Source organism: Janibacter melonis (genome assembly GCF_020567375.1).
Taxonomy (GTDB): domain Bacteria; phylum Actinomycetota; class Actinomycetes; order Actinomycetales; family Dermatophilaceae; genus Marihabitans; species Marihabitans melonis.
The window spans coordinates 1,103,515-1,117,978 of record NZ_JAJBZM010000002.1; the positions used below are offsets into that span (position 1 = coordinate 1,103,515).

The 14,464-nt window shown below is 73.3% G+C and carries 13 protein-coding genes; 7 read left to right on the forward strand and 6 right to left on the reverse strand.

The features are described 5' to 3' along the window. Positions 1 to 20 precede the first annotated feature (20 nt). Genes LIV55_RS11510 through LIV55_RS11535 form a run of 6 tightly spaced genes read left to right on the forward strand, consistent with a single transcriptional unit; the run spans position 21 to position 5,573 of the window. The gene (locus LIV55_RS11510) at positions 21 to 1,247 is read left to right on the forward strand and encodes an acetyl-CoA C-acetyltransferase (protein ID WP_229300277.1); all 1,227 of its coding nucleotides are present in this window, start codon (positions 21 to 23) and stop codon (positions 1,245 to 1,247) included. Next, positions 1,244 to 1,705, forward strand: coding sequence for a MaoC family dehydratase (locus tag LIV55_RS11515; RefSeq protein WP_229300278.1), 462 nt, complete (start codon positions 1,244 to 1,246; stop codon positions 1,703 to 1,705). The genes LIV55_RS11510 and LIV55_RS11515 overlap by 4 nt, the downstream gene beginning before the upstream one ends. 13 nt (positions 1,706 to 1,718) lie before the next feature. Beyond that, positions 1,719 to 2,918: an acyl-CoA dehydrogenase family protein gene (locus LIV55_RS11520; RefSeq protein WP_229300279.1), complete on the forward strand. Its 1,200-nt coding sequence runs from the start codon at positions 1,719 to 1,721 to the stop codon at positions 2,916 to 2,918. Continuing rightward, positions 2,915 to 3,745: an HpcH/HpaI aldolase/citrate lyase family protein gene (locus tag LIV55_RS11525; protein ID WP_229300280.1), complete on the forward strand. Its 831-nt coding sequence runs from the start codon at positions 2,915 to 2,917 to the stop codon at positions 3,743 to 3,745. The genes LIV55_RS11520 and LIV55_RS11525 overlap by 4 nt, the downstream gene beginning before the upstream one ends. Further along, a complete protein-coding gene (locus LIV55_RS11530; RefSeq protein WP_229300281.1) occupies positions 3,742 to 4,608 on the forward strand; it encodes an FAS1-like dehydratase domain-containing protein in 867 nt (288 codons plus the stop codon). The genes LIV55_RS11525 and LIV55_RS11530 overlap by 4 nt, the downstream gene beginning before the upstream one ends. Continuing rightward, positions 4,596 to 5,573, forward strand: a complete 978-nt coding sequence (locus LIV55_RS11535) for an NAD(P)H-dependent flavin oxidoreductase (protein ID WP_229300282.1) — start codon at positions 4,596 to 4,598, stop codon at positions 5,571 to 5,573. The genes LIV55_RS11530 and LIV55_RS11535 overlap by 13 nt, the downstream gene beginning before the upstream one ends. Positions 5,574 to 5,690: 117 nt before the next feature. Here LIV55_RS11535 and LIV55_RS11540 read toward each other — a convergent pair whose 3' ends face one another. From LIV55_RS11540 to LIV55_RS11565, 6 genes are read right to left on the reverse strand one after another with little or no spacing between them, the layout of a single operon-like run. Further along, positions 5,691 to 6,779, reverse strand: coding sequence for an acyl-CoA dehydrogenase family protein (locus LIV55_RS11540; RefSeq protein WP_123092476.1), 1,089 nt, complete (start codon positions 6,777 to 6,779; stop codon positions 5,691 to 5,693). Positions 6,780 to 6,782: 3 nt separating this feature from the next. Further along, the gene (locus LIV55_RS11545; protein WP_229300283.1) at positions 6,783 to 7,952 is read right to left on the reverse strand and encodes an acyl-CoA dehydrogenase family protein; all 1,170 of its coding nucleotides are present in this window, start codon (positions 7,950 to 7,952) and stop codon (positions 6,783 to 6,785) included. Between the two features lie 38 nt (positions 7,953 to 7,990). Further along, positions 7,991 to 8,695, reverse strand: coding sequence for a class I SAM-dependent methyltransferase (locus LIV55_RS11550; RefSeq protein ID WP_229300284.1), 705 nt, complete (start codon positions 8,693 to 8,695; stop codon positions 7,991 to 7,993). Next, entirely contained in the window at positions 8,692 to 9,471 is a 780-nt protein-coding gene (locus LIV55_RS11555; protein WP_229300285.1) for an ABC transporter ATP-binding protein, read from the reverse strand. Before LIV55_RS11555 ends, LIV55_RS11550 begins: the two co-directional genes overlap by 4 nt. Continuing rightward, positions 9,468 to 10,469, reverse strand: coding sequence for an ABC transporter substrate-binding protein (locus LIV55_RS11560; protein WP_229300286.1), 1,002 nt, complete (start codon positions 10,467 to 10,469; stop codon positions 9,468 to 9,470). The genes LIV55_RS11555 and LIV55_RS11560 overlap by 4 nt, the downstream gene beginning before the upstream one ends. 16 nt (positions 10,470 to 10,485) lie before the next feature. Continuing rightward, positions 10,486 to 11,613 carry a FecCD family ABC transporter permease gene (locus LIV55_RS11565; protein WP_229300287.1) on the reverse strand — a complete coding sequence of 376 codons (1,128 nt, stop codon included), beginning with the start codon at positions 11,611 to 11,613 and terminating at the stop codon, positions 10,486 to 10,488. Positions 11,614 to 11,770: 157 nt separating this feature from the next. On the opposite strand from LIV55_RS11565, the gene clpB reads away from it, so the two are divergent. Further along, on the forward strand, positions 11,771 to 14,344 hold the full coding sequence (gene clpB / locus LIV55_RS11570; RefSeq protein ID WP_229300288.1) for an ATP-dependent chaperone ClpB: 2,574 nt from the start codon (positions 11,771 to 11,773) through the stop codon (positions 14,342 to 14,344). The last annotated feature ends 120 nt before the right edge of the window (positions 14,345 to 14,464 follow it).

Consider the following 14,464-nt stretch of genomic DNA (forward strand, 5'->3'; position numbering starts at 1 on the left):
ACCAGCCCAGGAGATCTCTCATGCGTGACCCCAAGGACGTCGTCGTCTGCGCCCCGTACCGCACCGCGGTCGGTGCGTTCGGTGGTTCGATGCGGCCGTTGCTGCCCGCCCAGATCGGCACCCAGCTGATGACCGGTCTGATCGAGCGCACGGGCATCGACCCGGCCGTGGTCGAGGACGTGATCCTGGGCCACTGCTACGCCAACGGCGAGGCCCCGGCCATCGGCCGGGTCGTCGCGCTGGATGCCGGTCTGCCGGTCACGACGACCGGCATGCAGCTCGACCGGCGTTGCGGTTCGGGTCTGCAGGCGATCATCCAGGGCGTGATGCAGGTCCTCACCGGCGCCAACGACTGCGTCGTGGCCGGTGGGGTGGAGTCGATGAGCAACGCGCCCTTCTACTCCATGGACATGCGCTGGGGCGCGAAGGGCACCGGCGTGCACGTGCACGACATGATGAGCCGCGGCCGCGAGACCGCGGGCGGGGTGAACTACCCGGTGCCGGGCGGGATGATCGAGACGGCGGAGAACCTGCGCCGCGAGTACTCCATCAGCCGCGAGGAGCAGGACGCGCTGGCGGTGCAGTCCCACCAGCGCGCCGCGGCGGCGCAGCGCGAGGGGCTGCTCGCGCAGGAGATCGTGCCGGTGCGCGTGCCGCAGCGTCGGGGCGAGGACCTGCTCGTCGAGGTCGACGAGCACATCCGCCCCGACACCTCGATGGAGTCCCTGGCCCGGCTGCGCCCGATCCTGGGCGCGGGCGATCCCGAGGCGACCGTGACCGCGGGCAACGCCTCGGGGCAGAACGACGCGGCCGCCTTCGTCGTCGTCGCTGATCGTGCGACCGCGGCCGCGCAGGGCCTGACCCCGCTGATGAGCCTGCGGTCGTGGGCCGTGGCGGGCACACCACCACGGACCATGGGCATCGGCCCGGTCCCGGCGACGGCCAAGGCGCTGGACATCGCGGGGCTGACCCTGGCCGACATCGACGTCATCGAGCTCAACGAGGCCTTCGCCGCGCAGGCCCTGGCGGTGATGCGCGAGTGGGGCTTCACCCAGACCGACCACGAGCGCACCAACGTCCACGGCTCGGGCATCTCCCTGGGCCACCCCGTCGGGGCCACCGGCGGCCGGATGACCGGCGCCCTGGCCCGCGAGCTGCACCGCCGCGAGGGCCGGTACGGACTGGCCACGATGTGCATCGGCGGCGGACAGGGCCTGGCCGCGATCTTCGAGAGGGCACACGCATGAGCACCCCGCGCACCATCGCCACCATCGAGGACCTGCGGGCGCTCGTCGGGCACGAGCTCGGCAGCACCGAGTGGGTCGAGATCACCCAGGAGCGGGTCGACCTCTTCGCCGACGCCACCGAGGACCACCAGTGGATCCACGTCGACGTCGAGCGCGCCGAGGCCGGCCCCTTCGGCGGCACCATCGCGCACGGCTTCCTCACCCTGTCGCTGCTGCCCTCCTTCGGCGCCGAGCTCTTCACGCTCGAGCTCGGCAGCGCCCGGCTCAACTACGGCCTGGAGAGCGTGCGCTTCACCAACCCCGTGCGGGTCGGCTCGCGGATCCGGGGGACCGCGACCTTCGAGGAGGTCAACGACCTGCCGAAGGGGACCCAGGTCGTCACCCGCTACGTCGTCGAGATCGAGGGTGTCGAGCGGCCGGCCTGCGTCGCGCGGCAGATCACCCTCGTCACCGGCTGAGAGGAGGAGCCCCATGGAGAACCTCGACGCCGAGGAGCAGGCGATCGTGCAGATCGTGCGCGAGTTCGTCGACAAGGAGGTCCGCCCCGGCGTGCGCGAGATGGAGCACGCGAACGAGTACCCCCGGTCGTACATCGAGACGATGAAGCAGATCGGGATCTACGGGCTGGCCATCGACGAGCCGTGGGGTCCCGGCAGGGTGAGCACCCCCTGCTACGTCCTCGTCACCGAGGAGCTGGCCCGCGGCTGGATGAGCCTGGCCGGCGCGATGGGCGGGCACACAGTCGTCGCCAAGCTCATCCAGGACTACGGCACCCAGGAGCAGAAGGACCGCTACCTGCCGCGGATGGCCACGGGAGAGGTCCGCGCGACGATGGCGCTCACCGAGCCCGGGGGCGGGTCCGACCTCCAGGCGATGCGCACCGTCGCCCGCCGTGGCTCGGACGGCGACTACTTGGTCGACGGGAGCAAGACGTGGATCTCCAACGCGCGCCACTCCTCGCTCGTCGCCCTGCTGTGCAAGACCGACCCGGGTGCCTCACCGGCGCACACCGGCATCTCGATCCTGCTCGTCGACAAGGAGCGGCTCGACGGGCACGGCGCGAGCGAGCCCGACACCGGCGGCGGGCTCACCGTCAGCCGTGACCTGCCCAAGCTCGGTTACAAGGGTGTCGAGTCCTGCGAGCTCGTCATCGAGGGGATGCGGGTCGAGGCCGACCAGGTCCTCGGCGGCGTCGAGGGTCAGGGTTTCGCGCAGATGATGCGCGGGCTCGAGGTCGGCCGGCTGCAGGTGGCCTCGCGGGCGCTCGGCGTCGGGCGCGCCGCGCTCGAGGACGCCCTGCAGTACTCGCAGGACCGCGAGTCCTTCGGCACCCCGATCTGGAAGCACCAGCAGATCGGCGCCTACCTCGCCGGCATGGTCACCAAGCTCACCGCCGCCCGCCAGCTCACCCTCCACGCTGCGCGGGTGTACGACAGCGGGGCCCGCGCCGACATGGAGGCCGGGATGGCCAAGCTCTTCGCCTCGGAGGTCGGCATGGAGATCGCCCTCGACGCCGTCCGCATCCACGGCGGCTACGGGTACTCCACGGAGTTCGACGCCGAGCGCTACTTCCGCGACGCCCCGCTGATGATCGTCGGCGAGGGCACGAACGAGATCCAGCGCAACGTCATCGCCGCCCAGCTCGTCCGGCGCGGATCGGTGGCACCGTGACCAGGGGCCGGATCGCGGACGCGACGACGCTGCTCTTCGTCCCCGGCGACCGCCCCGACCGCTTCGAGCGGGCGGCGGGCAGCGGGGCCGACGTCGTCGTCCTCGACCTCGAGGACGCCGTCGCGGCCTCGGCGAAGGGTGCGGCCCGCACCGAGGTCGTGCGCTGGGTGTCGTCAGGTGGCCGCGCGGCCGTCCGCGTGAGCGCGGTCGGCGAGGCGGCTCACGAGGAGGACGTCACTGCGCTGCAGGCGCTGATCGCCGGCGACCGGCAGGCTGGTCTCGTCGGAGTTGTCGTGCCCAAGGCGCAGAACCCCGCCGAGCTCGCTCGTCTCGCAGCCGCGCTGCCCGGAATGCCCCTGCTCGCGCTCGTCGAGACCGCGGCAGGCGTGCTCGACGCCCGGTCCGTCGCCACGGCCGAGGGCGTCGTGCGGCTCGCCGTCGGGCACCTCGACCTGGCCGCCGATCTCGGGGCCGACCCCGACGACGCCGTGGTCCACCATGCCCGTCACCAGCTCGTCCTCGCGGCCCGCGCCGCCGGGAGCCCCGCCCCGGTCGACGGGGTGAGCACCCAGGTCCGCGACGTGGCAGCGGTCCAGGCGGACGCCCTGCGAGCCCGCCGGGGCGGCATGGGCGGCAAGCTGTGCATCCACCCCGACCAGGTCGAGGTCGTCCGGCAGGCGTTCGCGCCCACCGCCGAGGAGGTGGCCTGGGCACGTCTGGTCCTCGGGGGCGGCGACGGGGTCGACGTCGTCGACGGTCAGATGGTCGACCGCCCGGTCCTCCTCCGGGCGCAGGCCCTGCTCGCCCGGTCCGAGAGCGCGTCATGAGCACCGCGCAGGCGGAGTCGCAGGAGCGCACCGGTCTCGTCGACGGCTCGCAGGTCGAGGCGCTCGCGGCCCTGCTCGACCTCGACGCGAGCTCGCTTCCTGTGCGCGCGGTGCCCGAGCTGTGGCACTGGACCCACCTCCTCGACCGTCCCGCCCAGCGCGACATCGGGCCGGACGGGCATCCGCTCCGCGGCGGGCTCCTCGCGCCTCCGGGGCCTGATCGCAGACGGATGTTCGCCGGCGGACGGGTGCGCACCCACGCGGTGCTACGACCAGACGTCGAGGCGACCCGACGGTCAGCGGTGGTCAGCCGGACGACGAAGGAGGGCCGCAGCGGTCGCCTCACCTTCGTCACGGTGCGCCACGACTACACCCAGGCCGGCCGGCTCGTCGTCAGCGAGGACGCGGACGTCGTCTACCGCGACGCGACCTCGCGCATGGACATCCCCCTGGGCGCTCCGGACCGACCGCTAGCGCAGGTCGACGGTCCGTACCTGCGCCTCGTCGTCGACGAGACGACGCTCTTCCGCTTCAGCGCGCTCACCTACAACGCGCACCGGATCCACTACGACCACGGCTGGGCCTCGCACGAGGGCTACCCGGGGCTGGTGATCCACGGTCCGTTGCAGGCGCTGCTCGCTGGGGAGCTGCTGCGCCGCGAGGGCCCCGGGCTCATCGGTCACGAGCTGTCGTACCGTCTCGTCCGACCGGCCGTCGGTCCCCAGACCCTCACGGCCGTCCCCCACCCCGAGGGCATCAGCCGGGGCGCCCGGGTGCTCGACGGCTCCGGAGAGGTGACCGTCGAGGCCGAGCTCGCCCCGCTGCCCACCACGACCACGCAGGAGGACGCATGGCAGCGCTGACCACCCGATTCACCGAGATGTTCGGCGTCGAGCACCCCGTCGTCCAGGGCGGCATGCAGTGGGTCGGCCGGGCCGAGCTCGTCGCCGCGGTCGCCGAGGCCGGGGCGCTGGGGTGCCTCACCGCGCTCACGCAGCCCACCCCCGAGGCCCTCGCCGCCGAGATCGCGCGCTGCCAGGAGATGACCGACCGCCCCTTCGCCGTCAACCTCACGATCCTGCCGACGATCACCCCGCCCCCGTACGGGGAGTACCGCGACGCGATCGTCGAGTCCGGCGTCCGCGTCGTCGAGACGGCGGGCAACCTGCCGACGGAGCACGTCGAGGCGCTCAAGCCCCACGGGATCAAGATCATCCACAAGTGCACGAGCGTGCGGCACGCCCTCAAGGCGCAGGCCGTCGGCGTGGACGCGGTGAGCATCGACGGCTTCGAGTGCGCCGGTCACCCCGGCGAGGACGACGTCACGGCGCTCGTGCTCGTCCCGCTCGCCGCGGGGGCGCTCGACGTGCCGCTCGTCGCGTCGGGTGGCATCGCCGACGCCCGCGGTCTCGTCGCGGCCCTCGCCCTCGGGGCTGACGCGGTCAACATGGGCACACGCTTCATGGCGACCGCCGAGGCTCCCGTGCACGACGCGGTCAAGCAGGCGCTCGTCGAGCGTGACGAGCACGCCACGAACCTCATCCTGCGCCAGCTGCGCAACACCTCGCGCGTGGCGAAGAACGCCGTGAGCGACGAGGTCGTCGAGCGTCTCGCCGAGGGCGCGGACTTCGAGCAGGTGCGCGAGCTCGTCGCCGGGGCGCGGGGGAGGACCGTCTACGAGACCGGCGACCTCGACGCAGGGATCTGGAGCGCCGGCGTCTCTCAGGCCCTGGTCCACGACATCCCGACCGTGGCCGAGCTCGTCTCGCGGATGATGGACGAGGCCGAGGAGATCATCGCCTCACGGCTGACGGGCATGCTCGTCTGACGCCCAGCGGACGACGAAGGGGGACGAGGCCAGGCCTCGCCCCCCTTCGCACGTCCGCTGCCGGCTACCACGCAGTACTGGTCGCGATCGCGACCAGTACTGCGCCGTAGCGCGGGTCTAGCCGAGCACGTCGACCGAGCGGTGCTCGGCGACCCGGCTGCCCAGGGTCGCGAGGTGGCTGCGGGTGCTGCCCCACGTGCGCGAGATCATCGTCAGCCGCGCGCTGAGGTGGCCCACCGGGTACTCCGCGGTGACGCCGATGCCGCCGTGCAGCTGGATGGCCTCCTGGCCGATGAGCCGGGCGGCCTTGTCGACGACGACCCGGGCCCGCAGGACCGCGTCGACGTCGACCGGCGACTCCTCCGCGGACATCGCGGCGAAGAGGGTCGCGCTGCGCGCCAGCTCGAGCTGGGCGTACATGTCCGCGGCGCGGTGGGTGAGCGCCTGGAAGGCGGCGAGCGGGACGCCGAACTGCTTGCGCGTGCGCAGGTAGTCGGTCGTCATCCGCAGGGCCTCCTCCATCGCGCCCAGCGCCTCGGCGCACAGCAGCGCACCGGCGACGGCGAGCGCGTCGCGCAGGGCCTCCTCGGCGGCCTCGCCCTCGGCGAGCAGGGTGACCGACGCGCCGTCGAGGTCGAGCCGCTCCGCGGTGGCACCCGGGTCGGTGAGGAGGAAGACGCCCGTGCCGCTCGCGGTGCGGGCGGTGAGGACGACGTGGGTGGCGGCCGGGGCGTAGCGCACCGGGGCCTTGACGCCGGTGACCTGCCAGCCGTCGGCGCCCTCCTCGGCCCGTACGTCGTGCGGCGTCGGGTCGAAGGTGCGCATCGGCTCGTCGAGCGCAGGCACGAGCAGGGCCTCGCCCTCGCTCACCGCGCCGAGCACCTGCTGGCGCAGCTCGGCGGGGGCGAGGCGGGCGACGAGGGTGCCGGCCAGGACGGTCTCGGCCAGCGGGGCCTGGATGCGGCCCCGGCCGAGCTCGGTCGCGGCGGCCGCGAGGTCGGTGATGCCGGCCCCGACGCCACCGTCCTCCTCGGACCACGGCATCGCCGGGATGCCGAGCTCGACGAGCGCCTGCCACAGCGCGGTGTCGTGGGCGGGCGGCTGCGCGGAGGAGCCGGACTCGGCGGCGGGAGAGCCGTGGCGCGAGAGCACGCCCCGGGTCGCGTCGGCGAGGGCGCGCTGCTCGTCGGTCGTCGTGAAGTCCATGTGTCAGCCCTTCAGCTTCAGGATCGTGGCCGCGATGATGCCCCGCTGGACCTCGCTCGAGCCGCCGTAGATGGTCGCCTTGCGGAAGTTGAGGTACTCCGGGACCGAGCCGGTCGCCCAGTCGGGCAGCTCGTCGTCGTCCCACACGTGGGCCATCGGTCCGGCGACGTCGATCGCCAGCTCGAGGACCTCCTGCTGCAGCTCCGAGCCGCGCAGCTTGAGGATCGACGAGGCCGGGTCGGGCCGGCCGTCCTTGCTGCCGCCGCTGACGCGCACGACGGTGAGCTCGAGGGCCATGAGCTCGGCCTCGAGCTCGGCGAAGCGGGCGGCGATCGCGGGGTCGTCGAGCAGGCTGCCCTCGCCCTCGCGCACCTGTGCGGCGTGCTCCTTGACCTCCGAGAGCCAACGCTTGATGAGCCCGACGTTCGCCACGCCGACGCGCTCGTTGCCGAGGAGGAACTTCGCGTAGTCCCAGCCCTTGTTCTCCTCGCCGACGAGCTGGTCGGCGGGCACGCGGACGTCCTCGAAGAAGACCTCGTTGACCTCGACGCCGCCGTCGAGCAGGCGGATCGGGCGCACGGTGATGCCCGGGGTCTGCATGTCGATGAGCAGGAAGGAGATGCCCTGCTGCTTCTTCGCGGTCGGGTCGGTGCGCACGAGCGCGAAGATCCAGTCGGCGTGCTGGCCGAGCGTGGTCCAGATCTTCTGCCCGTTGACGACGTACTCGTCGCCCTCGCGCGCGGCCGTCGTGCGCAGCGAGGCGAGGTCGGAGCCGGCGTCGGGCTCGGAGAAGCCCTGGCACCACCAGATCTCGCAGCTCGCGGTCTTGGGCAGGAAGCGCTCCTTCTGCTCCTGCGAGCCGAAGGTCGCGATGACCGGGCCGACCATCGAGGTGTTGAAGGCCAGCGGCGGCGCGACGGAGGCGCGCTGCAGCTCGCTGTCCCAGATGAACTTCTGCAGGCTCGTCCAGTCCTGGCCGCCCCACTCGCTCGGCCAGCCCGGGGCGGCGAGCCCGGCATCGGCCAGCGCGGCCTGGCTGCGGCGCAGGTCCGCGGGGTCGAAGTCGTCGGATCGGGCGAGCAGACCGCGCAGCTCCTGGGGGAACTCCGTGGTGAAGTACTCGCGCATCCGCTGCTGGTGGGCGGCGTCCTCAGGACTCAGGCGTCGGTGCATGTCTGGACCCTAGCTGAGCAAGCGCTCACCTAGAAGGGTCAGGTGCGCGCGGTCACGAGGTGCTGCATCCGGGGGCGGTGGCCGGGTGCCGCGCCGTGCCGCTCGTCGGCCTCGAGGACCTCGGTGAGGTCGCGCACGACGACATCGGTGAACCCGGCCTCACGGATCGCTGCGACGGTCGGCTCGATGCTCGACGCGAGGGCCAGCGGCAGGTCGGCGAGCACCGGTCCGTAGGCGTCGACGAACTCCGGCGGAGAGCCCTCGAGGCCGTCGGTGAACCACGTGCTGTCGACGACGGCGAGCACCCCGCCCGGCCGCAGCAGCCTGCGCCAGCGCGAGAGCGCGACCACCGGCTCGCGCAGGGTCCACGTGACGTAGCGGCAGATGACGGCGTCGACGGAGCCCTCGGCGAAGGGGGGATCCACGGCGTCGCCGAGGGCGAAGGTGGGCGCGGGGCGGCCGTCCGCCCGGGCGCGGTCGGCGTGCTCCTGCGCGATCCCGAGCATGCCCGGCGAGCTGTCGACGCCGGTGACGTCGTGGCCGAGCCCGGCGACGAGCAGCGCCGCGTGCCCGGTGCCGGTGCCGAGGTCGAGCACCCTCGACGGGGTGCTCGGCAGCGCCTGCGACCAGATGGACGACCACATCGCCGCGTCGTCGTCCCAGCGCTCGGGGCGGCGCTGGCCGGAGTCGTAGGCGGGGGCCCGGTGGGTCCAGTAGTCGTCGATGCGGGGCTGGATGCTCATGCGGAGATCTCCTCGTGGCGGGCCAGGGGGGTGAAGAGCAGGTGGACGCGGCCGTCCCGGTCGAGCCGGTCGACGTCGATCTCGTAGACCTGGCGCAGCAGGTCGGGGTCGAGGACCTCGGAGGTCGTGCCGCGCCCGGCGACCCGGCCGCGGTCGAGCAGCACGAGGTCGTCGCAGTAGGCCGCGGCGAGGTTGAGGTCGTGGAGCACGACGACGACGGTCTGATCGAGCCCGCGCAGCAGGGTGAGCACCTCGTGCTGGTAGCGGATGTCGAGGTGGTTGGTCGGCTCGTCGAGGAGGAGATGGCCGGCCGCCTGAGCCAGTCCGCGCGCGACGAGGACGCGCTGGCGCTCGCCGCCGGAGAGCTCGGAGATGTCACGACGGGCGAGGTGCAGCGCGCCGACCCGCACGAGGGCGGCCCGGGCGGCGGCCTCGTCCTCGGGCCGGGCCCGCACGAAGCCGCCGAGGTGCGCGGTGCGCCCGAGCAGGACGAGCTCGGCGACGCTCAAGGTGCTCTCGCCGCCGGCCTCCTGCACGACGACGGAGATCTCGCGGGCGAGCTGGGCGGGCGACATCGCGCTCACCGGGGTGCCGTCGACCGCCACCGAGCCGGCTCGCGGGCGCAGGCCGCCGTGGAGGCAGCGCAGCAGCGTCGTCTTGCCCGAGCCGTTGGGCCCGATGAGGCCGAGGACCCGGCCGGGCCGCACGGTGAGGTCGACGTCGTCGAGGACCGTGCTCGCGCCGTAGGCGAAGGTCAGCCCGCGCGCCTCGATCACCGGGCGTCCCCGGTCGCCAGCTCCTCGACGATGCGCTCGAGGCCGTCGACGGCGAGCGGGCTGGCGGGCTCGGTGAAGTTGAAGAGCTGGGTGATGACGGCGTCGTCGCGCACGGCCGTGAGGCGCTCGGCGCCCGGCAGCGCCGTGAGGGCGTCCTCGACCTTCGCCGGGTCGCCGTCGGAGTAGAGCAGGACGACGACGTCCGGGTCCTCCTCGAGCAGGCTCTCGGTCGTCACCTCGAAGACCCGCTCGTCGACGTCCGCGTAGACGTTGGCCAGCCCGGCCGCCTCGAGCTGCGGGTCGGCCATCGACCGGCTGCCGTAGGCGTAGGTGGTGCCCCCGCCCACCGTCGGGTAGAGCACGGCCGCCGTGCGGTCCTCGTCCGAGGGCACGGAGGCGGTGATCGTCTCGACGCGCTCCTCGAGGTCGCGGGCGGCCTGCGCCGCCTCGTCCTCGCGGTGGAAGACCCGCCCGAGCTCCTCGAGCTCGGTGCCGATCGCCTCGAAGGAGGGGTCGGGGCCCCCGGTCGGGCACAGGCCCCCGACCTCGAGCAGGGGGATGCCGAGCTCTGCGAGCGAGGCGCGGTCGAGGTTCTCGACCTGACCGAGGACGAGGTCGGGCTCCCGGGCGACGACCGCCTCCTTGGAGATGAGCAGGTGGCCGCTCGAGTCCATCCGGTCGGTGAGCGAGTCGATGCCCTCGACCGCGGCGTTCGTCTCGTCGTCGTAGTAGCCCTGGGGGTAGGCGCCGGCCTTCGCCGTCACGTGGTCGAGGACGCCGAGGGTGTCGAGGTAGGGCACCCACGCGCTCTTGAGCAGCACGACGTCGGTGGGCTCGGCCTCGATCGTCACCTCCTCGCCGCAGCTCGTCGTCGTCAGCGGGTAGTGCCCGTCGTCGGGCGCCGTCGCGGCGGTGCCCGCCGGCTCGTCGGTGCCGCAGGAGGCGAGCAGGGCGACAGCGGCGGCGAGGGACGCGGCGCGCAGGGGGCGAAGGGGCATCGAGGGCCTTCCGGGATCAGGTGGACGAGACGTGCATGCGGCGGATGAGGACGAGCAGGAAGGGCGCGCCGACGAGGCTGGTGAGGATGCCGATCGGGATCGCCTGCGGCTGGAGCAGGGTGCGCGCGACGACATCGGCCCAGACGAGCAGGATCGCGCCCATGAGCGCGGCGACGGGGACGACGGCGCGGTGCGACGAGCCGACTGCCCGCCGGGCGAGGTGCGGGACGACGAGGCCGACGAAGCCGATGCTCCCGGCGGCCGAGACGACGACGCCGATGCACAGCGAGACGAGCACGAGCAGGCGCACGCGCAGCCGGTCGGGCGTGAGCCCGAGGGTCTGCGCGGTCTCGTCGCCGATGGCGAGGACGTCGAGCCGGCGCCCGGCGTGGGTGAGCACGAGGACGGTCCCGAGGACGACGACGCACACGACGGCGAGCGGGGCGGTCCACGACGCGAGGCCGAGCGACCCGAGGAGCCAGAAGAGCACCGAGCGCGACCCCTCGGCGGAGTCGGCGGCGAAGATGAGGAAGCTCGTCAGGGCGTAGAGCGCGTACCCGACGGCGACGCCGGCGAGCAGCAGCCGGATCGAGGTGACGCGCCCGCCGGAGCGGGCGACGACGAGCACGAGGAGGGAGGCGGCGAGCGCCCCGGCGAAGGCGCTCACCGGGAGGGCGTGCTGGCCCAGGCCCGCGCCGACGCCGAAGAGGATGGCGGCGGCCGCCCCGCTCGAGGCTCCCGAGCTCACGCCGAGCAGGTAGGGGTCGGCGAGGACGTTGCGCACCATCGCCTGGAGCGCGACGCCGCACACCGCGAGGCCGGCGCCGACCGCGGCGCCGAGGACGACGCGGGGGAGGCGGACGTCCCAGATGATCGCGTCTCGCGACAGGCTCCACGTCCGCTCGCCGAGGCCGAGAGCGTGGTGGCCGACGACGCGCAGGGTGGTGCCGGCGGGCACCGTGACCGCGCCGATGCCGACGGCGAGGACGAGGGTGGCGAGCAGGCCTGCGCCGAGGCCGAGCAGCCAGGCCGTCGTGCGGCGACGGCGGCCCGCGACGCCGAGGTCGTCCTGCGCGAGGAGCGTCGTGCTGCGGGCGGGCGAATGGGTCGCCGGCCCGGCCGTGGGCGGGGGCGGCTGGGGCACGACGGCTCCTCGGGGTCAGGTCGCGTGTTGCGAACGATGTGCAGGTAGACCGTACGCCCCGGACGGTGACGACGACGAAGTTGAGCGAAATAGACTCAACTTCGCAGGCGTTGCACCTGGCAGATCACCTTCCCTGCTCGTGAAGACAAGGAGTCACATGGAGCTCAAGCCGACGACCAAGGTCGCCGAGGCCCTCGCCCTCGCCCAGCGGTCCGCCCAGACCGAGGGGCACGCCGAGATCACCCCGGCCCACATCACCAGCGCGCTGCTGCGCGTCGACACCGCGCAGGCCGACGCGCTGCTGCAGGCCGCCGGCACCGGGGCGAGCCATGTGCTCGCCATGGCCGACCGGGCGGTCGCCGCCCTGCCGTCGGTCGCCGGGTCGACGACCCAGGCACCCACCTTCGGCCGTGAGGCGATGGCCGTCCTCCAGCAGGGCGACACCCTCATGCGGGCGAAGGGGGACACCTTCCTCGCCTTCGACCTCCTGCTGCTCGCGCTCGCCGAGACCGGTCACCTCGCCGCCGTCGAGAAGCGCGGCGCCGCCGATCTCGAGGCGAAGGTCGGCGAGCTGCGCGCCGGTCGCAAGGTGACCTCGGAGACCCCGACCGAGGGCGGCGACGCCCTCGCCGAGTACGGCACCGACCTCACCCAGATGGCGCGCGACGGCAAGCTCGACCCGGTCATCGGCCGTGACTCCGAGATCCGCCGCGTCGTCCAGGTGCTCTCGCGCCGCACGAAGAACAACCCCGTCCTCATCGGCGAGCCCGGCGTCGGCAAGACCGCCGTCGTCGAGGGTCTGGCGCAGCGCGTCGTCGACGGCGACGTGCCCGAGAGCCTGCGCGACAAGCGACTCGTCAGCCTCGACCTCGGGGCGATGGTCGCCGGTGCGAAGTACCGCGGCGAGTTCGAGGAGCGGCTGAAGTCCGTCCTCGAGGAGATCAAGGCCAGCGACGGCGAGATCATCACCTTCATCGACGAGCTGCACACCGTCGTCGGCGCCGGGGCCACCGGCGAGGGCGCGATGGACGCGGGCAACATGCTCAAGCCGATGCTCGCGCGCGGCGAGCTGCGGCTCGTCGGCGCGACGACGCTCGACGAGTTCCGCCAGCACGTCGAGAAGGACCCGGCCCTCGAGCGCCGCTTCCAGCAGGTCTACGTCGGCGAGCCGAGCGTGCCCGACACGGTCGCGATCCTGCGAGGCCTCAAGGAGCGCTACGAGGCGCACCACAAGGTCGAGATCGAGGACTCGGCGCTCGTCGCCGCGGCCGCCCTGTCCGACCGCTACATCAGCGGCCGCCAGCTGCCCGACAAGGCGATCGACCTCGTCGACGAGGCCGCCTCGCGGCTGCGCATGGAGATCGACTCGAGCCCCGTCGAGATCGACGAGCTGCAGCGCGCCGTCGCGCGGATGGAGATGGAGAAGCTCCACCTCGCCCGCGAGACCGACGACGCCAGCCGTGAGCGCCTCGACCGGCTCGAGACCGAGCTCGCCGAGCGCCGTGAGGAGCTCGCCGCCCTCACCGCCCGCTGGGAGCAGGAGAAGTCGGGTCTCAACCAGGTCGGCGAGCTGCGCGCCCGCCTCGACGACCTGCGCACCTCCGCCGAGCGGATGCAGCGCGACGGCGACTACGAGGGGGCGTCACGAGTCCTCTACGGCGAGATCCCGGCTCTCGAGGCCGAGCTCGCCCGGGCCGACGCGGCCGAGAGTGCCCGCAGCGGCGACGAGGACCTCATGGTCAAGGAGCGGGTCGGTGCCGACGACATCGCCGAGGTCATCTCCGCGTGGACGGGCATCCCCGCAGGTCGCCTGCTCCAGGGCGAGAGCGAGAAGCTGCTGTCGATGGAGTCGATCATCGGCTCGCGCCTCATCGGGCAGACCAGCGCGGTCCAGGCCGTGAGCGACGCCGTGCGCCGCAGCCGGGCCGGCATCGCCGACCCCGACCGGCCGACCGGCTCCTTCCTCTTCCTCGGGCCCACGGGTGTCGGCAAGACCGAGCTCGCGAAGTCGCTCGCCGACTTCCTCTTCGACGACGAGCGCGCGATGGTGCGCATCGACATGTCGGAGTACGCCGAGCGGCACTCGGTGGCCCGTCTCATCGGCGCGCCCCCCGGGTACGTCGGGTACGAGGAGGGCGGGCAGCTCACCGAGGCGGTGCGTCGTCGGCCGTACAGCGTCGTCCTGCTCGACGAGGTCGAGAAGGCGCACCCGGAGACCTTCGACATCCTGCTCCAGGTGCTCGACGACGGGCGGCTCACCGACGGCCAGGGCCGCACGGTCGACTTCCGCAACGTCATCCTCGTGCTCACGAGCAACCTCGGCAGCCAGTACCTCGTCGACCCGCTCGTCGACCCGGCGACGGCGCGCGAGGCGGTCATGGGGGCGGTGCGGACGGCCTTCAAGCCCGAGTTCCTCAACCGGCTCGACGAGGTCGTCATCTTCGACCCGCTGAGCCGCGACGAGCTCGGCCACATCGTCGAGCTGCAGGTGCGCGAGCTGGCGACCCGCCTCGCCGACCGTCGCATCGACCTCGACGTCACCGACGACGCGCGGGCCTGGCTGGCGGAGAAGGGCTACGACCCGGCGTACGGCGCCCGGCCGCTGCGCCGCCTCGTGCAGAAGGAGATCGGCGACCGGCTGGCGACCGGCCTGCTCGGCGGCGACATCCGCGACGGGCAGACGGTGGTCGTCGACACCGACGACGAAGGGGTGTCCCTCACCCTGCGCTGACGGGTGGGGCTCCCCCTTCGCCCGGGTCGAGGGGGTGGGGGGCCCCGGGGGGGGGGGGGGGCCCCCCCCCCGCGGGCCGGGGCGCGCGGGGGGCCCCCCCCCCCCGGCGGGCGCCCGGCC

Bases quoted from the DNA above. Each gene is read 5' to 3' on its own strand.
- LIV55_RS11515 (WP_229300278.1), top strand. From the start codon at position 1,244: ATGAGCACCCCGCGCACCATCGCCACCATCGAGGACCTGCGGGCGCTC.
- LIV55_RS11520 (WP_229300279.1), top strand. From the start codon at position 1,719: ATGGAGAACCTCGACGCCGAGGAGCAGGCGATCGTGCAGATCGTGCGC.
- LIV55_RS11540 (WP_123092476.1), bottom strand. From the start codon at position 6,779: ATGGACTTCACGACGACCGACGAGCAGCGCGCCCTCGCCGACGCGACC.
- LIV55_RS11530 (WP_229300281.1), top strand. From the start codon at position 3,742: ATGAGCACCGCGCAGGCGGAGTCGCAGGAGCGCACCGGTCTCGTCGAC.
- LIV55_RS11550 (WP_229300284.1), bottom strand. From the start codon at position 8,695: ATGAGCATCCAGCCCCGCATCGACGACTACTGGACCCACCGGGCCCCC.
- LIV55_RS11510 (WP_229300277.1), top strand. From the start codon at position 21: ATGCGTGACCCCAAGGACGTCGTCGTCTGCGCCCCGTACCGCACCGCG.
- LIV55_RS11535 (WP_229300282.1), top strand. From the start codon at position 4,596: ATGGCAGCGCTGACCACCCGATTCACCGAGATGTTCGGCGTCGAGCAC.
- clpB (WP_229300288.1), top strand. From the start codon at position 11,771: ATGGAGCTCAAGCCGACGACCAAGGTCGCCGAGGCCCTCGCCCTCGCC.
- LIV55_RS11560 (WP_229300286.1), bottom strand. From the start codon at position 10,469: ATGCCCCTTCGCCCCCTGCGCGCCGCGTCCCTCGCCGCCGCTGTCGCC.
- LIV55_RS11545 (WP_229300283.1), bottom strand. From the start codon at position 7,952: ATGCACCGACGCCTGAGTCCTGAGGACGCCGCCCACCAGCAGCGGATG.